The sequence below is a fragment of the Sphingobium sp. OAS761 genome (assembly GCF_024168485.1).
GTDB lineage: Bacteria > Pseudomonadota > Alphaproteobacteria > Sphingomonadales > Sphingomonadaceae > Sphingobium.
Genome location: NZ_JALJVY010000019.1, coordinates 38,597 through 58,477 on the forward strand (window position 1 = coordinate 38,597; position 19,881 = coordinate 58,477).

15 protein-coding genes and 1 pseudogene are annotated in these 19,881 nt (G+C 62.2%); 8 read left to right on the top strand and 8 right to left on the bottom strand.

All coding sequences use genetic code 11. From position 1 onward, the window contains the following. Positions 1 to 16: 16 nt before the first annotated feature. Positions 17 to 877, top strand: coding sequence for an SDR family NAD(P)-dependent oxidoreductase (locus J3E64_RS19720; RefSeq protein ID WP_253344907.1), 861 nt, complete (start codon positions 17 to 19; stop codon positions 875 to 877). A 145-nt stretch (positions 878 to 1,022) separates the two neighbouring features. Here J3E64_RS19720 and J3E64_RS19725 read toward each other — a convergent pair whose 3' ends face one another. From J3E64_RS19725 to J3E64_RS19740, 4 genes and pseudogenes are all read right to left on the bottom strand, one after another. Then, positions 1,023 to 1,253 (bottom strand): biotin/lipoyl-containing protein, encoded by a 231-nt coding sequence (locus tag J3E64_RS19725; protein WP_192668132.1) that lies wholly within the window; start codon positions 1,251 to 1,253, stop codon positions 1,023 to 1,025. Between the two features lie 14 nt (positions 1,254 to 1,267). Beyond that, a complete protein-coding gene (locus J3E64_RS19730) occupies positions 1,268 to 3,319 on the bottom strand; it encodes a thiamine pyrophosphate-dependent enzyme (protein WP_253344909.1) in 2,052 nt (683 codons plus the stop codon). Between the two features lie 597 nt (positions 3,320 to 3,916). After that, positions 3,917 to 4,129, bottom strand: a complete 213-nt coding sequence (locus tag J3E64_RS19735; protein WP_253344911.1) for a TetR/AcrR family transcriptional regulator C-terminal ligand-binding domain-containing protein — start codon at positions 4,127 to 4,129, stop codon at positions 3,917 to 3,919. After that, positions 4,129 to 4,414: pseudogene (locus tag J3E64_RS19740) on the bottom strand (integrase core domain-containing protein); the annotation flags it as partial. The pseudogene J3E64_RS19740 and the gene J3E64_RS19735, both read right to left, overlap by 1 nt. 524 nt (positions 4,415 to 4,938) lie before the next feature. Between J3E64_RS19740 and J3E64_RS19745 the strand changes: the two are divergent. Further along, entirely contained in the window at positions 4,939 to 7,302 is a 2,364-nt protein-coding gene (locus J3E64_RS19745; protein ID WP_253344913.1) for a CoA transferase, read from the top strand. An 88-nt stretch (positions 7,303 to 7,390) separates the two neighbouring features. On the opposite strand, the gene J3E64_RS19750 is transcribed toward J3E64_RS19745, so the two are convergent. The 3 genes from J3E64_RS19750 to J3E64_RS19760 all read right to left on the bottom strand — a co-directional run bounded on the left by J3E64_RS19750 (position 7,391) and on the right by J3E64_RS19760 (position 10,484). Next, a complete protein-coding gene (locus tag J3E64_RS19750; RefSeq protein WP_253344915.1) occupies positions 7,391 to 7,636 on the bottom strand; it encodes a hypothetical protein in 246 nt (81 codons plus the stop codon). Between the two features lie 154 nt (positions 7,637 to 7,790). Further along, positions 7,791 to 8,543, bottom strand: a complete 753-nt coding sequence (locus J3E64_RS19755) for an alpha/beta fold hydrolase (protein WP_253344917.1) — start codon at positions 8,541 to 8,543, stop codon at positions 7,791 to 7,793. 15 nt (positions 8,544 to 8,558) lie between these two features. Continuing rightward, positions 8,559 to 10,484, bottom strand: coding sequence for an FAD-dependent oxidoreductase (locus J3E64_RS19760; protein WP_253344919.1), 1,926 nt, complete (start codon positions 10,482 to 10,484; stop codon positions 8,559 to 8,561). Between the two features lie 573 nt (positions 10,485 to 11,057). On the opposite strand from J3E64_RS19760, the gene J3E64_RS19765 reads away from it, so the two are divergent. From J3E64_RS19765 to J3E64_RS19790, 6 genes are all read left to right on the top strand, one after another. Beyond that, positions 11,058 to 12,041, top strand: a complete 984-nt coding sequence (locus J3E64_RS19765) for an aldo/keto reductase (protein ID WP_253344921.1) — start codon at positions 11,058 to 11,060, stop codon at positions 12,039 to 12,041. Between the two features lie 331 nt (positions 12,042 to 12,372). Then, a complete protein-coding gene (locus J3E64_RS19770) occupies positions 12,373 to 13,461 on the top strand; it encodes a CaiB/BaiF CoA-transferase family protein (protein ID WP_253344923.1) in 1,089 nt (362 codons plus the stop codon). Positions 13,462 to 13,782: 321 nt separating this feature from the next. Next, positions 13,783 to 15,216, top strand: a complete 1,434-nt coding sequence (locus J3E64_RS20765; RefSeq protein ID WP_301287392.1) for a cytochrome P450 — start codon at positions 13,783 to 13,785, stop codon at positions 15,214 to 15,216. Between the two features lie 57 nt (positions 15,217 to 15,273). Continuing rightward, positions 15,274 to 16,557: a cytochrome P450 gene (locus J3E64_RS19785; protein WP_253344925.1), complete on the top strand. Its 1,284-nt coding sequence runs from the start codon at positions 15,274 to 15,276 to the stop codon at positions 16,555 to 16,557. A gap of 138 nt (positions 16,558 to 16,695) precedes the next feature. Next, positions 16,696 to 16,923: an adenylyl-sulfate kinase gene (locus J3E64_RS20895; RefSeq protein WP_367398655.1), complete on the top strand. Its 228-nt coding sequence runs from the start codon at positions 16,696 to 16,698 to the stop codon at positions 16,921 to 16,923. Between the two features lie 288 nt (positions 16,924 to 17,211). Beyond that, positions 17,212 to 19,464, top strand: a complete 2,253-nt coding sequence (locus J3E64_RS19790; protein ID WP_253344927.1) for a TonB-dependent receptor — start codon at positions 17,212 to 17,214, stop codon at positions 19,462 to 19,464. 107 nt (positions 19,465 to 19,571) lie between these two features. Here J3E64_RS19790 and J3E64_RS19795 read toward each other — a convergent pair whose 3' ends face one another. Beyond that, the gene (locus J3E64_RS19795) at positions 19,572 to 19,760 is read right to left on the bottom strand and encodes a hypothetical protein (RefSeq protein WP_253344929.1); all 189 of its coding nucleotides are present in this window, start codon (positions 19,758 to 19,760) and stop codon (positions 19,572 to 19,574) included. Between the last annotated feature and the right edge of the window lie 121 nt (positions 19,761 to 19,881).

Genomic DNA, 19,881 nt, shown 5'->3' on the forward strand with positions numbered 1-19,881 from the left:
AGGAGAAATCATCGAGATGAACGACAGCCAATTTTGTCCCAACCGGCTCGGCAATGACGTCATATTGATTACCGGTTCGACCGCCGGACTGGGCGCGGCAATGGCAGAACGTTTCGCGCGGGAAGGCGCGAAGGTCGTCATCACCGGCCGTTCGGAAGATCGCGGCAAGGCAATGCGGGAGCGGCTCGAAGCGGTCGGGACGGAGGCTCTGTTCGTCGCTATGGACGTGTCGCAGGAGTCTCAGGTCAAGGCAGCCGTCGGCGCCGCCGTGGAGCGATTTGGCAAGCTGACCGGGCTCGTCAATAATGCCGCCTGGATCCAGAACCGCAATGACGGCCCACTGACGGAAATCTCGGCGGAAACCTGGCGGAAACTTGTGAGTGTCGATCTCGACGGCGTCTTCTATGCCTCGAAATATGGCCTCAAGGCGATTGCGCAGGCCGGGGGAGGCGCGGTTCTCAACATGTCATCGACCGGCGGTATCCGCGGGCAGGTATCCAGTCACTGCTATGGCGCGTGCAAGGGTGCGATCCAGTCGCTCACGCTCCAGATGGCGACCTATTATTCGCGCTACCGCATCCGCACCAATTGTCTGGTCGTCGGCCCCTTCGACACGGGCGAGGGCAGGCTGCGCGCAATCGTCGAGGATCCGGTGAAGGGCCGCAAGCTGCGGCATCAATATATGGGGCGCGTGGGACAGCCGCACGAGGTCGCATCCTCGGCCGCCTTTCTCATGTCGGCTGATGCCTCTTTCATCAACGGCGTCATGCTGCCGGTGGACAATGGCGGAACGATCCGCAGCCACACCGCGCATGGCGCGATCAACATGGCCGACGTCGATCCGCCGTCGAACGACTGGGTTTCATTGATCGACTGACCCGCCCATGGGCGGCAGCGCCATGATCGGCCCATTGATGTTGCTCGAGACCATGACAGGCATAACGGATCCGTCTACGTCGCGCCGGTCTATGCACAACGCAGCGCGACATGAGCACCCGTTCGCGGGAGACAGGGACGGGAAGTCAGCCTATCTCGCCGATCTTCGCGCCTACCTCATAAGTTTCTCCCACCACCCCGATCTGGCGCAGCACGCCGCCGACGGGGGCCTCTATCTCCTGCGTCGACTTGTCGGCCTCGACTGAATAGATGGCCTGCCCTTCCGTGACGGTCGCACCGTCTTCCACCAGCCATTCGGTCAGTTCGCCTTCGGTCATCGACATGGCGAGTTTGGGCATGTTTAGGTCGGTGCTCATCGGGTCCCCTTCATTCAATAGGTCATAAGCGCTTTGACGCGCGCGGTGATGCTGTCGGCACTGGGTATCTGTGCCGTTTCGATATCCTGCGAATAGGCGATGGGCAGATATTCGGCGCCCAGGCGCGAAGCCGGCGCTTTCAGGTCGCGGAACAGTTCCTCGTTGATCGTCGCTGCTATCTCCGATCCCAGCCCGCAAAATTCGGTGGCGAGATGGACGACCAGCGCCCGCCCGGTCTTGCGCACGGAAGTCAGCACGCGGTGATAGTCGATCGGCATCAGCGTGCGCAGGTCGATCACCTCGGCGCTAATGCCCTCCTCGGCCAGCTTCTCCGCGACGGCCAGGCAACGCGAGACGAACATGCCGTAGGTGATCAGAGTGATGTCGGTCCCTTCCCGCTTCACCTTCGCCACGCCCAGCGGGATGCGATAGTCGCCTGCCGGCACCTGCTCCTTGATGCTGTGCATGATCGCCATGGATTCGATCTGCACGCACGGATCATCGTCGAAAATGCAGGACAACAGCAGTCCCTTCGCCTCGACCGGGGTCGACGGATAGACGACCTTCACGCCCGGCGAATGCAGCAGCCAGCTTTCAAGCGACTGCGAATGCTGCGCGCCAAGTCCACCCACGCCGCCTGCACAGATGGTGCGGATGGTGAGCGGCACCGATGTGGCGCTCCCCGACATGAAGCGTTGCTTGCCGGCATGGTTGGTGATCTGGTCCAGGCACACACCGATGAAGTCGTTGAACATGATCTCGGCCACCGGCCGCATGCCCACCAGCGCAGCGCCTGTTCCCGCCCCGATGATCGCCTGTTCCGCGATCGGCGTGTTGCGCACGCGCTCGCTGCCCCAGCGGTCCTCCAGCGTCAGCGTCGTCTTGAACACGCCGCCCACCGGATCGCCGATATCCTCGCCCAGCGCGAACACGCCCTCATCCAGTTCCATCGCGACATGATGGGCGTCGCGAATGGCCTCGGCCATGTTCATCTTTTTCGTCTCGCCCTCGGGTAGCAAAACGTCGGCGCGTTCGGGATAATGACCCCGGCGCGGGACGAAGTCAGCCTCGCCGAACACATCGACATACATGTCGGCTGCGGGCGTCACCCGACTCTCGAGCGCAAAGGCGACCGCCTCCTCCACCTCGGCCTTCGCCGCCGCGTCGATGGCCGCTACCTCCTCCTCGCTCGCGACGCCGCTGTCGATCAGGAGCGCGCGGGTGCGCGGCACCGGCCATTCCACCTTTGCTTTTGCCAGCGCTGGCGCGTCGAGATGGTTAGTCTCGGCGATCCCGGCATGGCTGCCCAGCCGCATCGTCACCGCCTCCACGAAGACAGGACCTTCGCCCGCTCGCACGTCCGCGACGATCCGTTCCATCTCACGGTGGAAGGACACCACGTCATTGCCGTCCAGCTTCACCCCCTTGAAGCCGAGCGCGGCGGCACGACTGAAGAAATCGGGCGCGGCGGTATAATCGGGTATAGCCGTATATTCCCCGATCTGGTTGTTCTGGCACAGGAAGATGACCGGCAGCTTCCACAGGGCGGCCAGGTTCAACGCCTCGTGCACCGCGCCGATGCTGGTCGCGCCGTCGCCGAAATTGACCACCGTCACTCGCCCCTCGCCCCGCATCTTGGCCGCGAGCGCCAGCCCGTTGGCAATCGGCGCACCCGCACCGACAATGCCGGTGGTCAGCATGGCGCCGGACTCCGGATCGGATACGTGCGGCGACCCACCCTTGCCTTTGTTCACACCATCCTCGCGCCCCAGCATCTCGGCGAACAGGCTCTTCAGGGGCACGCCCTTGGCTACCAGATCGTGGATGCCGCGGTAAATGGTCACCATATAGTCGTGGGCATCGACCAGCGTCGACAGCGTCGCCGGGATTGCCTCCTGTCCGGTCATCGGCCAATAGGTGAAGCGGAATTTGCCCGAGGAGAGCCCGGCCTTCACCGCCTTGTCCACCTCATGGATGCGCGAAATCTGCGTATAGATCGCCTTCAGCGTCTCTGGCGCTATGCCCAGATTACCGGACTTCTCCTGCGTCGCGGTGCCCGTTTCCATCCTCGACTCCCGTCTTGTGCCCTACGGCGGCTTATTGAGGAAGCTCTATAATCGACAAAAGGGCGGGTCAAGGAAACTGTGGCTGAAAACGGGCCCGTTCGACAAATAAATATATATGAATTGGCGGATGGGACTCTTCGCAAGGCCAGTGTGTCATCGATACGGGCACCCTGCCCGCGCTCGTGCATTATCTGCCCGAACCGCCCGCCGCCATCGAATGACGGAAAGGGATATTGCGGTCGGTCTCCACCTCGCGCGGCAGGCCCAGCACACGTTCTCCGATGATGTTGCGCTGAATCTGGTCCGTGCCGCCGCCGATCGAATTGATGTAGCTGAAGAGCGCATGATAGTTCAGTTCCTGCGCATCGGGGAAGGCCGGACCGTCGAGCAGCGAGCGAGCCCCTGGTCGGGATCGACCACTCGCATCCTCTTCTCCTAATTGCAGTCGTATGCCGTCTGCAATTCCTCAAGCCATGGGCAACAATAGGAGGCCGAAAGATTCTACCATAGGGATAGGCTTCGATCAGCCGTGGGGCCCCATTGCGCCGTGCAGCACGATGCGCACGATCTCCTCCAGGATGCGGTCACGCTGCGCGATCATTGTCGGTCGCAAGTGGTGCTGAAGCGGCGGATGATGCCCCCGACGATGACATCGATGATGACAGCGGGACTGCCTCCGGCGGGCAGCTCCCCGCGCGCGACCGCGCGGCGGACGATCGCTCGAGTCTGGCGTATGATCGCTTCCGTGTAGGGGCGCGTTGCGGCCTTGACCTCGGGGAAGTTCAGACTGTCGTACCGCATGTGGAGCATTACCTTGCCTCGGTGTTTAGGCCCGAGGTGAGGCGATACGGGTTGATTTTGAATCGGTGTGGGTCTTCTATCCAGATGCGAGCGACATGTTCGTAGGGTGTGAGGCCGCGGAGCATCTTGAGACGTCGGCCATGGCTGTAGGCGTCGATGAACAGCTTGAGGTGCTGCCGCAGCTCGTCATGGCTGGCGTAATGGTAGCGCTTGACGGTGACGTCCTTGATGGTCCGGTTCCCGTTCGACCTAGCCGTTGGTCCAGGGATGGTTCGGCTTGGTGAGGCGGTGTTCGGGGAAATGCGTTCGCGCCGTCCAGATCGACCGTGATCATGCAGTGGCTCCTCTAAAAGCGCACGCGGCGCTCCGGCACTTATGGTGACACGTAGGCAGCCAGGCAAGAAACGACAATCGGCCTGGAGATTGGCGGCGCGATCATGGCAACGCATGGCGGCCGCAGGTCCGGAAGCGAATCAAATCTTGCGCGGGCTGCCACTTGAGGCAATGGTGCGAATGTGGACATGCAGTCTACCCAATTTTTCTCCTTAGCGGCTGGGGTCTGCCCGGATGCCAGTCCCCGGACCGTGACAAACCGGCAGGGAACGTCGCTGTCGGTCTGCGCAGGGATGCGGGCCATGAACCGACGGCAGGAGATCAACCGGAATCACGGACTACACACATGGCTGTTCCCAGCCCCGAATTTGCGGCAAATTTGGCGCAGCGGGCGGATATCCGACCCCATAACGAGAACGACATGCCCGCAGGAGCATGGCGGCCCTTTTCATAATCCTGCGAGGCAGAGGCTCAAGATAGGCGACATGACTCAATCAACTAATGCCGTGAACGTGGAACCCGCTCTGGCCAACTTGCGGGTGCTGGAAATCGCTCCGCTGTCCGCCGGTGCAGTTACCCGTTACCTGGCCGAACTGGGGGCCGACGTCATCCTGGTGCCGCAGGCGGAGATCGTCGATGACGCCGTCGCCGCGCTGGTGAGGAACACAGGCAAGCGGGTCATGCGGCTCGATCTGACGACGACGGCGGGACTGGAGCGCCTGGCCGAACTCGCCGCCGACGCGGATATTCTGCTCAGCACCCGTCTTGATGGCAGGCTGGCCGATCCGATGAATGATGAATGGTTGGCCGCCGTCCGGGCGCGCAATCCCCGACTGGTCGCAGCGCGGCTCTCGCCCTTCGGCACCGGCAGCTCGCTGGAGAACTGGCAGCTCACCACGTCGGTCATGGACGCCTTGTCGGGAGTGTTGTCGCGCTCTGGTATGCCCGGGCGCGAGCCGCTGCTGCCGCCCACCGAGGTTTCCCTCCAATGCGGCTATGTGCAGGCCGCCTGGGCACTGCTTCTCGCCTATTTCAACAGGCTGCGCACCGGGCAAGGCGACGCGCTCGACCTGTCGTTGATGGAGGTGACGGCGCAGTGCATGGATCCCGGCTATGCCATCGGCGGCAGCGCGACGGCCGGCGTGCCGGCCAGCCAGCTGCCGCGCGGCCGCGCCGAATCGCGCCACATGTATCCCTTCCTGCCGTGCAAAGACGGCTTTGTGCGCATCTGCGTGCTGGGGCCGCGCCAGTGGCAGAACATGTTCCGCTGGATGGGCGAGCCGGAAAAATATGCGGGTCCCGAATATAACAAGTTGCAGGTGCGCTTCGCCTCCACGACGCTGATGCCTGACATTGCCGCTCTGTTCCGCGACAAGACCCGCGCCGAGGTGGAGGCCGAAGGCGAACGGCACGGCGTGCCGATCGCGCCGGTGCTGACCGTGCGCGAAGCAATGGATATCGAGCAGTTCGCCGCACGCGGCGCCCTGACGCAGGTAACGGATTCGCAGGGCCGGAGCGTCATAGTCCCGAACGGCGCGCTGGAGATTGATGGCGCGCGCGCTGGTGTCACCGGCGCACCGCGGGAAGTGGGGAACGATGCGGGCTGGATCAAGCCCGAACGCTTCGATCCGCCGCCCGAAGCCATGCCGCCGCATCGCCCGCTGTCGGGCATCACCATCCTCGATTTCGGGGTGATCGTCGCGGGTGCGGAACAATCCCGCCTGCTGGCTGACCAGGGCGCGCTGACACTCAAGATGGAGAACAAGGCGTTTCCGGACGGCGCGCGGCAGTCTCTCGGCATGGACGGCCCCATTTCGATCAACTTCGCGATGGGCCATCGCAATAAAAAGAGCGTCGGCATCAATCTGCGCGACGATCGCGGGAAGGCCATGTTCATCGACATGGTCCGGCAGGCCGACGTCGTTATGTCCAACTTCAAACCTGGCACGCTGACCTCGCTGGGCCTCGACTATGGCGCGCTGTCCCAGGCCAATCCCAATATCATAATGGGCGACAGCTCGGCCTATGGACCGACCGGTCCTTGGTCCGGCCGTCCCGGATACGGACCGCTGGTTCGTGCCAGTTCCGGACTTGCGGCGCAGTGGGTGTACCCCGACGCGCCGAGCGATTTCAGCGACGGCATGACGGTATATCCCGACCATGTGTCCGGCCGCTTCCTTGCCATGGGCACGCTCGCGCTGCTGATCCGCCGGATGCGCACGGGCCGGGGCGGCACCACCAGCCTTGCGCAGGCGGAGGTCATCAATGCACATCTGGCCGACCAGATCGCCGCCTATTCTCTGGGCGAACCGCGCCCGTCCCGTCCGGATGCTCCGTGGAACATCTATCCCTGCGCGGGAGACGACGAATGGGCGGTCATCACCACGCGCAGCGATGCCGACTGGCGCGCGCTGTGCGGTGCGATCGGGCGGGACGACCTGCTGGGCCGGCCCGATCTCCGCACGGCGCAGGGACGCCGGGCGGCGCAGGCAGAACTCGATGGGGCGGTTGCCGCATGGACAGCGAGCCGCGCGCCGGAAGCGGTGATGGAAAGCCTTCAGGCAGCCGGCGTTCCGGCGGGAAAGATGCTGCGCGTCATCGAGATGCCCGACTTCCCCTTTTACCGTAAACGCGGCATGTTGCGTCTGGCGGGGCATCCCCTCATCAAGCATGAATTCTACATGGAAAATGCGCTCGGCCGTTCGGAACACCTGCCCGATCCGGATTTTGCCCCGGCCCCGCTGCCTGGCGAGCAAACCATATGGGCCGCGTCCGAACTGCTGGGCATCGATAAGGACCGGATCGACGAACTCATTGAGACCGGCGTTCTGGAGGCAACGCCCACCTGAGGACGGTGGCGTTGCGAGGCGCGGAGGGCGACATCACCCAGACTGGCCGATATCACAGACGAGTCACCTGCCCACCGTTGCGACGACCTCAGCGCAGCGCTTCGGCTTCTTCCACCAGCGGTCGGCTTTCGCGCGTCCCGCGCATGCGGCTGGCGGCGCTGGCTGGATCGCCACCGATGACGACATAATCCTCACCCACTTCAATCAGCGTACCGACAAACGGGAAATCACTGAGGCTCCCGGTAACTCTATAGCTCACCGTATCGCCTACCTTGAAGGTCGCGGGATCGAAATTGAACTCGAACGGGCAACTCCCGTCTCCCATGCCCATCATGTTTGCCTCCTGTTCGCTTTGCGTGTGCGGTTCAAGATAACTACAGATAACGGAATTGGGAAGGCCGGCGGATCCCGCTAATTGCCCTTCCTCATCAACACGCCCTCCACGCCGCCTTCGGGGGTCAGGTGCCGTTCCATCCAGATCGTCACGCTCAGGCTTGCATCTCTCCCGCGTCCTTCGCGGACTCGGCCAACTGCACCGCTACGGCGCACAATATGTCCGCCAGTTCCCGCGCATGGGTGTAGAAGGGCGAATGGCCGCTTGGAAGGTCGAAGGTCCGCCCGCAAGGCGACTGGCGCTCCATCCGCTGCTGAAAGTCCAGCGGGATGGTGCGGTCCTCATGCGTGAAGACATAATAGCGCGGCACGCTGCCCCATCGCGCATGACTGATCGTTACAGCTTCGGTCATCGCGCGCACAGGTTGCGGGACGACCCGTGCGAAGGCGGCCTTCGCGTCCTCTTCCGAACAGTCCGAATAGAAGCCGGCGCGTGCGGGGCCTTCGTCCAGCATCACACTGGCCCCGTCTTCCACCGGGTAGAAACCGCTCGCGATGATATTGTCCTGCGGCGCGGGCAAGGCAATACCCCCGTCCGGAGAAGGCAGCAACGCGGTCACATAGACGAGCCCGCGCACAAGGTCGGGCCGCTCTTCGGCCGCGGCGGAAATGGAGCGCCCCCCAAGCGAATGACCGACCAATATGGGCTGCTCGCCCGCCCTCTCCACCGCCTCGACGGTCGCAGCGACATAGTCGGCGAAGGTCACATCCGCGCGGGGGCGCTGGCCGTCGGCACCCGGCAGGTCAATCGCCTCGACCGCATGCCCAGCCTCCCGCAACAACGGCACGACCCGCTCCCAGCACCAGCTGCCGTGCAGGCCGCCATGCACAAGTACGAACGCCGCCATATGCCTCTCCCATTGTCACGCGGCCCGATCCGGCGTCACGCGCGGTTCGCAGAAGAAGTCCTCCGGCTTCGCCGCGCGCGTCGCTTCCCAAAAATCGACTGTCGGGAAGGGCCAGTTCTGGCTCACGCGCCCCTGGTCGTTCTTGTACCAGCTCGACACTTGCGGCGCGCCCCAGGCCATCATCGCGTTCGCTTCATCGACACGGCGGTTGTAGTCGTCATAGACGTCCTGCCGCACTTCGATCACCGCTGCTTTCTCAAGCGCGGCGAGCTTCAGGCAATCGATCGCATAGCCGACCGAACATTCCGCGAAGAGGATAATGCTGCCGTTGACTACGAGATTGGTGTTGGGGCCGTAAAAGATGAACATATTCGGGAAATCGGGGACCACCGTACCCAGATAAGCGCGTGCATTGCCCTGCCATTTCTGCTGCAATTCGATGCCACCGCGACCGTAGATCCGATATGAAGACAAGAATTCGCTGGCGCGGAACCCGGTACCATAAATCAGCACATCGGCGGGGCGGAAGTGCCCCCCCTCCGTTACCAAGCCGTTGGGGCGAATTTCCCTAATGCGGTCGGTGATGACGTTGACATTGTCCTGACGCAGCGCCCTGATCCAGGCGCCATTGTCGCGCAGGCCGCGTTTTCCGCCGACGGGATAATCCGGGATGACCTTCCCTTCCAGCTTGGGATCGTCGCCCGCATGCTGCCGTATCCATTGTTCCAACACGGCGCGCATTTGCGCGTTGAGCGCCCCAATCGCCTCCGGCCCGCCCTCATAGTCGGGGTCCGCCTTCACGCCGGCATACATGCCGTCGACCGTCCGCCAATAAAGCCAGAAGCGATACCAGTTGGCATAGAAGGGCATCTGCGCCAGGAGCCATTGCTGCGCAGGCGACACATCCTCGTGATAATGGGGCGTGGGCATCAGCCACGGCGGATTGCGCTGATAGACATCCACGCGCCCGGCCTGCGGCTGGATTTCAGGCACGAACTGGAACGCGCTCGCACCCGTTCCGATGACGGCCACCTTCTTGCCCTTAAGATCTACGTCATGACGCCAACGGGCCGAATGAAAAGCAGGGCCGGCAAAGCATTCTAGCCCTGGAATGTCCGGATATCGTGGCGTGTTGAGTTGGCCGACGGCGCTGAACAGCGCGTCGCCTGAGATGACCTGTAGCGATCCTCGATCGTCGCAATAGCGCACCGTCCAGCGCTGGGCAGCCTCATCATAACGGGCTTCCTCAACCATCGCGTCGAAACGGATATGGCGGCGCAGGTCATATTTTTCGACGATGCGCTGGAAATAGGCAAGCAGCTTGTCGCGGGTAGAAAAATGCTGCGGCCAAAGCGGATTGGGTTCGAACGAATAGGAATAGAGCTGGTTGTCGGAATCGACGCGGCAACCAGGATAGGTATTTTCGTACCAGGTGCCGCCGATTTCGGGATTCTTCTCCAGGATGGTGAAAGCGATCCCCGCCTGTTGCAACCTTATCGCAGCGAGCAGGCCCGACATGCCCGCGCCGATGATGACAACGTGCATGGCGCCGGCCGCGGCCCGCAGGGTGGGGCTGCTCCAGTCGGGCTTGCGGAAGTCGCGGACGCCGATCTCCTCCTCCAGAAAGGGGATATAGCTGCCGTCGACATCGTCGCCGATCAGATAACGGATCATCCGCTCCAGCCCATCCATGCCGATATCCGGCACGGGCGGTCGGCCACCGTCGATCCATGCCGTCAGCTTCTCGTGCGCGAGGCGGCGGATTTCCGCCTGCTCCTCGGCGGGAAGGACCTTTTCCTCGCTGATCGTCGTGGCGACTTCCGGGCGGCGCTCCGGCGTCAGCAGCGATAGATCGCCGGTGAGGTGCACGAGCGCCATGAGCAAAGAGGGGATATGCGCCTCGGCGAGCGCCGCATCTACATCCATGTCCAGCGATGTCATGACCCACCCTTCCTGTTATTTCATACTCATTATCGTGCGGCCAGAATGGCGCTCAGGCGCGTCAGGCCGCACTCAAACGACGGCGCAACCGACGGCAGCTCTGCCGCGCTGTCGCTCAGCCGTGGCGTCCGTGAAAGAAGAGGAACTGTGCATCGCGCTGCAAGGCCACGGGTAAGAATGCCGCCATGATCAGCAGCTGCGCAAAAATCCACGACCCGCGCGACCTCTGCCGTCGGATCGTCCATCGCTCCCACGCTCATCGCCACGATAAGGCGTGCCGTCTGCACAGGAACCTCGGCAAGCGTCGCGCTCCAGACGCGGCGACCATCTCGATCAGACGCCTCGCTCCCTTGTGAAGCATATCCTCTCCTGCTTCCTGAACCGTATTCGGTCTTAATTCCTATGTATCTATTACTCATTATACCCAGCGTCAAGCAAACTTGGTGACTGAAGGTCGGGCGGACGGCGGATTCGCGCGGAAATGCGTTGGCCGGATGAATACAGCCTGCTATTTGCGATGACTCTATAAATCGGCCGACCCGAGCAGGTCGCGGCCCCATGAGGAGATGAGAGTTGCGCTACCGCACCATTGGACAAGGCCTGAAAGTGTCGGCGATCGGCATAGGGTGCATGCCGATGAAGGCAGGGATGGCTTCCTATGGCCCGGCCGATGATGTCGAGTCGATCGCGACCGTCCATGCCGCGATCGACCAAGGCGTCACCTTCTTCGACACGGCCGAAATCTATGGTCCACTCGAAAATGAAGAATTGCTGGGCCGGGCGATCAAGGGCAAGCGCGAAGCACTGATCATCGCCACCAAATGGGGCTTCCGGTTCGATGGCGAGACGCGCGGCACCGGCATAGACGGCTCGCCCGCCAATGTGCGGCGCGCAATCGAGGGATCGCTGCAACGTCTCGGCACCGACCGGATCGACCTCTATTATCAGCACCGGATGGACCCCACCGTGCCCATTGAGGAGACAATGGGCGCGCTCGCCGATCTGGTGCGTGAGGGAAAGGTGCTGCATGTGGGCCTGTCGGAGGCGAGCGCCGCCACTATCCGCCGTGCCCATGCCGTCCATCCGGTCGCGGCGATCCAGAGCGAATATTCGCTGTGGGAACGCGGCGTGGAAGAGGATGTCCTGCCCGTGACGGCAGAGCTGGGAATTGGCTTCGTGCCTTATTCCCCGCTTGGACGCGGCTTCCTCGCCGGCAACGCCATCCCCCGGTCGCAGATGACGCCCAACGACTGGCGGCTCCACGATCCGCGCTACGCGCCCGGCAATTATGAGGCGAACCTGGCTATACTCGACACGATTCGCACCGTCGCCGATGCGAAGGGCGTATCGCTGGCGCAGGTGGCACTCGCCTGGTTGCTCGCCAAGCGGCCGGATATCGTGCCCATTCCCGGCGCCAAGCGCCGGACCACCATGACCGACAGCGTGGCATCGGCCGACATCGCCCTTTCGGTGAACGATATGACGCTGCTCGACGGCATCGGCAAGCCCGCTGGGCTGCGCTATCCCGAGCAGATGCTGGCCGCAGTCAACATCTGATGATCCCCGGACGAAAAAAAGAAGAAGGAGAGGATGCGAGCGATCGCGACCACGTACCTGAACGTAGCGAAAACTTTCGGTTCAATGTGCCGGCCGATTGTCCTGACTGGCAGGCCACATATTAATCATCGACCGTACAAAGAGGTAGGAGACTCGGTGATGGTGCCCAGTGGACCAGGAACAATGCGGACTGTTCCGGTGGTGAATATGTCTTCTTCTGCGGCGGGCGGTAGAAGGAGAATCCGTTCGTCCAGCGTTGCAATACATGCGGGCCGGACTTGGAACCCAAATATGTTGGACTGCATGTTGATACTGGGCATCGGCGCCTGAGATGGCGGGCGGCCCCCTTTCAGGCGTGCGCGTTATCGAGTTTGCGGGGATCGGCCCCGCCCCCTTCGTCGCGATGCAGTTGTCGGACATGGGCGCGGAGGTGCTACGCATCGACCGGATCGGCTCGAAGGCGCCGACTCCGCTCCATTTCGAGCAACGCGGGCGGCGGCACATTCAGCTCGACCTGAAGCGGCCTGAGGCGATCGCCACCCTGCTGGACCTCATTGCGCGCGCCGATGTCGTGATCGAGGGGTTTCGCCCAGGCGTCATGGAGCGGCTGGGCCTTGGCCCGGAAGCCGCGATGGCGCGCAATCCGGCGCTGGTCTATGGCCGTATTACCGGCTGGGGGCAGGACGGCCCCTATGCTCCGATGGCGGGCCACGACCTCAATTATGCGGCGCTGAGCGGCGCCATCGCCGCGATCGGTCCGGCGGAGCGACCGCTGCCCCCGCTCAACCTGCTGGCCGACTTCGGCGGCGGGGCAATGATGTTGAGCATCGGCGTGCTGGCCGCGCTGACTCATGCGCGCACGACCGGTGTGGGACAGGTAGTGGACGCCGCCATGTCCGACGGCGTGTCCTACCTCATGACCTTGATCTATCAGCTGCGCGCCAACGGCATGTGGCGGGACGGGCGCGCCGCGAACTTGATTGACGGCGGCGCGCCCTATTATGCCTGCTATCGCTGCGCCGACGGAGAATGGATATCCATCGCTGCGCTGGAACCGCATTTCTTCGCCCAGCTCGCGAGCCTCATTGCCATGCCGCCGGAACTGGCAGCAAATCGCGACGCACCGGACAATTGGCCGAAGCTCGCAGCCTTTTTCGAAGAGAGTTTCGCACGCGAAAGCCGAGCCCATTGGTGCAGGCTATTCGAAGGGACCGACATCTGCTTTGCTCCCGTACTGGGTATGGGCGAGGCGGCGGCGCATCCGCACAATGTAGCGCGCGGCGCATTCCGCGAGGTGAGCGGCGCGCCTTGTCCAAATCCCGCCCCGCGCTTCTCCGCCACACCGATGCGCGTCACACATGAGGCGGGCGAGGCGCCCGACGCGGACTGGGATTGGCTGGCGCCACTCCGGCGCATGTGAAATCGGTCCAAATCAGCAGCGCGACCGGTGCGGTCGCGCGCAAGTTCGCGACGATCGCCCGATGGTCGAGCGCATAGTCGCGCGAGTGATGATCGAAACAAACCATTTGGTCGACTGCTGTCATGTCCGCTCTTTCGGTGCTCGTCCTCCGTTGCGGGCCGTCTTATTTCCCCTGTAGGCCGCGACCTTTGATCAACCGTAAATCAGAAAAAGTTATCTCTTTGACTCCAGTCAAAATGTCGAGCGGCCACATCCGATATCGCCATCCGCATGAGCAGAGCACGTGGCACAGCGCGTGGCGCTGCTGGACGGAGAGCCCGAATGAACGAGACAGTCATCCTCAATGCCCGCGAAGTGCCGGGCCATATCCCTGAAGAGCTGGTGGTTGACTGGAACCTCGTGCTTGAAGGTTCTGACCGCGATCCCTACGGCTCGCTGTCGATCATGCGCGCGGGGCCGGATATCGTCTATTCGCCCTCCGGACGGCGCGGCCGCGGCACGTGGATCCTCATGCGCTACGACCACGTCTCCGAGGTTCTGCTCGACGCGGAGACCTTCTCGAGCGACCGATATTCCGGCTTCTCGGCCGTGCTCGGCGAAGATTGGCCGATGATCCCGCTGGAGGTCGATCCACCACTGCATAAGCCGTTCCGCCTCATGATGAACAAGGTTTTCGCGGCCAGCCGGATCGCCCAGCTCTCCGAAAAGATCGAAGTCATGGTCCGTGAAATGACAGAGGCGGTTCGTCCGCTGGGTCGTTGCGATTTCCAGGAAGCGCTCGGCCGACGCCTTCCGACGACGGTCATCCTCGAGCTCGTCGGGCTGCCGGTCGAGGACGCGGACACCTTCCTCGAATGGGAAGACATCCAGATGCACAGCGACAGCCTGGAGGCGCGGGCTACCGCCGCCAGAAAGATCGCCGACTACCTCATCGCTGTCCTGGCAGACCGAGAGAAGAGCCCCCGCGACGACCTGCTGACCTATATCGCCCAGGCCGAAGTGGAAGGGCGCCTGCTCAACAATAATGAGAAGCTCGGCATCGCCTACCTGCTCTACAGCGCGGGCCTCGACACGGTCGCTTCGTCGATGGGATTCCTGTTCCGGTTCCTGGCGGAGCATCCGGACATCCAGGAGGACCTGCGCCAGCGGCCCGAAATGCGCCAACGGGCGGTCGAGGAGCTCCTTCGGCTCCATTCGGTCACTGTGCCGGGGCGCATCGTCACCCGCGACGTCGAATTCCACGGCGTGCAGCTGCGCAAAGGCGACTATCTCAGCCTCGCAACGATGCTGGCCGACCGCGACGCCGCGATGTTCGCCGACCCGGATGCCTTCGATATCTCGCGCCCCAACATCAACCGCCATCTCGCGTTCGGCACGGGACCTCACAACTGCATGGGATCACACCTCGCCCGTCGCGAGCTGAAGGTCGCTGTCGACTACTGGCTGGACAATATCTCGCCCTTCCGGATCGACCATCCCGCGGGCGTCAGGACCCACGGCGGCTCCGTGTTCGGGGTGGATGCCCTGCCACTGCGCTGGGACCCACCGCAAATAGAGGCCTCCCCTATACTCAAGTCCAGGGAACATAGCGTGGCGAAATGGAAATGCGGGCACTGTGGCTTCATCTACGACGAGGCGCTCGGCTACGAAGACTTCCTCGTCGGACCCGGAACATGTTGGGAAGATGTACCGGAAGACTGGATCTGCCCAGATTGCGGCGCGATCAAGAGCGAGTTCGAACCTTACGAAGACTGACGGCCCACGCCTCGTAAAGGCCGCCGAGTACTGTTTCCTTTCATACAGGAGTAGCGCGTGACGACCACCTCACCCCAAGTGCCCGAGCATGTTCCGCCCGAACTGGTGGTGCCGTTCGATCAGCTCAACGGCCCGGAAGTCATGCACTTTCCCCCAACGGCGGCGCTAGCCCCCGGCAAGCGCGTGTTCTATTCCAGCTGCCATGGCGGTTTCTGGGTCTTCACCAAGTTCGAAGACATCCGCGCCATCTATCAGGACGCCGAGACCTTCAACCAGTGGCCTTACGGCATCCCGTACAACCCGTTCAGCAAGCTGTTCAAGCCGCTGTACCTCAATCCGCCCGAGCATCGCCCCTGGCGCCAGGTGATCGCCCCACTGTTTGCGCCGCGCCAGCTGATGCGGCTTGAGGACTATGTGCGCGAACGCACGCGGCAGGCGATCGCCGAGATCGCGCCCAAAGGCCGCTGCGAGTTCGTGATGGAGTTCTGCGACGCGGTGCCGCGCGACATGTTCTGCTTCAACCTTGGCCTGAAGCACGAGGACTATCCGCGCTTCGCATATCTCGCACACGAACTGGTCTTCGGACAGGCCGAGGTGATACGCAAGGGCGGTTCGGTCGAGGACGCCCGTGCCTATAGGCAGAAGATCAATGCCGAGATCGACGAGATCGTCACCGCGCTGATCCCCGAGCGGCGCGCCCATCCCGGCGACGACGTGATCTCGACCCTGCTGAACGGCGAAGTCAACGGCGAGAAGCTGACCGACGAGGACGTGACCACGATGGCCACGCTGCTGTTTTTCGCCGGCACGGACTCGACGCGGGCGGCGACCGCCTACGCCTTCACCTATCTCGCCCGCAATCCGCACCACAGAGACATGCTGGTGCGGGGTGAGATTCCCTGGAAGCGCGCCGCCGACGAGCTGATCCGGTTCCACGGCTTCCACATGAGCGCGCGGGTGGCGACCCGCGATGTCGAGGTGGCCGGCGTGCAGATCAAGAAGGGCGACGTCGTCACGCTTTCGACCGGCGCGGCCAACCGCGACCCGGACCGCTTCCCCAACCCGGACGTGGTCGACTTCGCCCGCGCCGATGCCCACAGCCATCTGACCTTCGGCGCGGGCGAGCATCGCTGCGCCGGGTCGCACCTTGCGACGATGCAGGTGCGCATCGCGCTGGAGGAGGTCCACAAGGTCATCACGGACTACCGGATCGACCCGGAGGCACCGGCACCGGGTTATGTCGGCGGCCAGGGCAAGGTCATCCCGACCAACCTGACCCTCGTCTACACGCCCGTGCCCATGCAATCGATCCCGGCGGCAAACCGCATGGCGGCCCATTAGATCCGCCTCCGGCGATCCGGCCCGAGAGACCCGGAGGAGCGCCTGCTCCTCCGGGGCGGTGATTTATATGGGCTAACCAAGCGCCTTTTCCGCCCCAGCATACACCTACTCGAACCTCGACTTCCGCCGCTTTTCCGGGTGGATGGCGACAATGTGCGTGATGGCTTCAACAGGAATCTGGCCTTAACCGATGCCGACCGCACTATCCTTTCAATACGCCTTTCGAGTACGAAGGGTTCAATTGGGATAACGCAAGTCGCCTCCGTCCGGGTGCTGGAGCACAGCATTGCCTCGCTGTTCCGATTTTATCGGCTAATGATACAATCAATTATGATCGATACTGTTAAGTATATATCAATATTATGATAATTTTATTAAATATATTATCTCTGTTTTAGCCGAAATTTAACGAATATATCTATCTGATCGATGCTATAATGATCATTACGTCCAAATTTAAAATATAATAATCGCGTGTTATTTTATATAAAACTCCAAATGCATTTTGAGGTATTTGAATATTAACTCCCGTTAGCTGTGTCATTACACGCACTTACTCTCCATGAATAAATTTTACATGGATCGCTTTTATTGTGGTTGAAAGTTGGGCACAGATCGGTAAAGAGCTTCCTCAATTATATGGGGAGGAACGTGATGAAGTTTCGCGACCGGAATGCTTATCTGACGGCTATCGCCTGCACCTCGATCCTCGCAGGCACCGCCAACGCCCAGACTGCACCTCAGGAAGCTGCAGCAGCAGTTTCTTCGGACGATATCGTCGTGACCGCTCGCCGCACCGCCGAACGTCTTCAGGACGTGCCCGTTGCAGTGACCGCTGTCACCGGGCAGCAGCTTGAATCGCTCCAGATCCGCAACCTGACTGACGTTCAGCGCTTGTCGCCTAGCCTCAGCATTACCCCGCTGAACGGTGCCAGCAACTCGGCTTCGATTCAGATCCGCGGCCAGGTGCAGACCACGGCAGGCATCGGCGTCGATCCGTCCACTGGCGCCTATCTGAACGAGATCTACATGGCCCGCCCGGCCGGGCTGGACGCCGCGATCTTCGACATCAATTCGGTTCAGGTGCTCAAGGGCCCGCAAGGCACGCTCTTCGGCCGCAGCTCCGTCGGTGGCGCGGTGCTGATCGAAACCAGGCGCCCGACCGACAGCTTTGGCGGCTATGTCAGCGCCGCGCTGGAGGATCCGTGGGGCTACAGCCTGGAAGGGGCGCTCAACGTGCCGATAGGCGAAGGCATCGGGCTGCGCGTCGCAGGGTTGCGTCAATATATTGACGGCTACACCAAGGTCCTGAACGGCGATTACCGCCTCGACGACCGCGACCGCTGGGCCGGCCGCGCCACACTCCAGGCGCAGTTGACCGACACGCTGACAACCACCTTCATCGGCGACTATTATCGCTCGTCCACGAACGGGCCGGCTTTCTTCGCCAAGACCTATAACCCGGCACTGGTAAACGCGACGACTGCGGTCGGCGCCGCCTATCTCGCCGCCTTTGCCAAGCAGCAGACGCTCGGTTTCCACGAAAAGGAAAGCCAGTTCAAACCGTTCAACTATGCGCGTGTCGTGGGCATCGCGAACATCACCACCTGGGATGCGAGCGAGGGGCTCACTTTCAAGAACATCACCGGCGGCCGTTGGGTGAAAGCGGATGATGTCGCCGATCATGATGGCACGACGGCGACGATCCTCAGCACCCGCGTCACCTCCAACACCAAGCAGTTTTCTGAGGAGCTCCAGCTTCAGGCCAAGCCGATGGAGGGCCTGGACCTAATCGTTGGAGGCTATTATTTCTGGGAAACTGGCTACGACCATTCGAACAGCTATGTTCGTCGTGCCGAAACCTCGGTTGCACGAACGCAGAACCGCTTCACCGGCACCAACACCTCTGCCTCGCTCTTCGGCCAGGCCAACTATTCTCTGCCGATCGATATCCCCGCTCATATTTTCGCCGGCATCCGTCGGACGCGGGACAAGCGAGAAATCACCTTTGAAAACCGCAACGTGACCGCCGACGGCAGCTTAAGCTGCGTAGTGGCGGGTGCACCGGCCAATTGCATCAAGCCGGCAGAGAAGAGCTTCAACGCGACGACCTGGACGTTCGGCTTCGACATCAAGCCGGTGGAAGAGGCGATGCTCTACGGCACCGTGGGTCGCGGCTATCGCTCGGGCGGCTTCAACGGTCGCGCCACCAGCCTGCCACAGCAGGCTCCCTTCTCGCCCGAATTCGTGACCTCCTACGAACTCGGAATCAAGAGCAACTGGGACCTGGGGGGTTCGACCCGCCTGATGTTCAACGCGGCCGCCTACTCGATGGATTATACGAACATCCAGCGTGCGCTCGTGGTCATCTCCGCCGGCGCGCCGGTCTCCGTGGTGATCAATACGCCGTCCGCTCGCATCCGCGGCTTCGAACTGGAATCGACTCTCCGCTTCGGTAGAGACGTCAGCCTTGGCGGCTTCATCGGCTACACCAAGCCGCAATATAAGAAGTTCATCGATAACGGCGTTGATCGCTCGAACAACAAGTTCACCTATGTTCCGAAGCTGCAGGCGGGCGCTACGCTTGACGCCACGGTTTATCGCTCGGACCGACTGGGCGATTTCGGTTTCAACCTCAACTATGCCTATCGCAGCCAGTTGCAGCAGGAGATCATCAACTTCCCCGGCTCGGTGGTCGATGCCTACCATCTCGTCAACCTCAGCGTCCGGCTTGAAAATGCGTTCGGCTCCAAGGCCTCGGTCGAGGTCTATGCCAAGAACCTGTTCGACAAGGATTATGAAATCGGCGGCTTCGGCGCGGCGGGCAGCGTTGGTGTCGCCAATGTCATCCACGGCGCGCCGCGTGTCGTCGGCCTGTCGCTGCGCGTTCCTTTCGGCAACGATTGAACGAGCCGATTTTCGTCGGAAAGATCATGGGGCGGCAAGCGATTGCCGCCCCATTTTCATCGAGGCCCCTCCCGCCGACGTGTTCCCGCCGGCACAGGATCGGCGTCTTACGCCATGTCGTCCAGCGGACAGCCCACGCCAAAGCCGGCCGTATCCATCAAGGGGCCTATCTGCCGCTCGTTTCGCACCTCGACCCGATAGAGTCCGGTGAGACGCGCTTCCAGGTCAGCCTGCCAATCCTCTTCGACCCGCCGTTCCAACTCAGCGAGCCCAGATCGCGCCTCATCGCTACCCATTGACGTGCTCCCCTGATTGTTACCAGTCAGAGGTAGAGTCCGGTTCCTTCATGATGGTTGCTTGAGGTGATGGCAACCTGTCTGGGGGCATGCCCCCAGACAGGTTCGCCGGCTTTCTCGG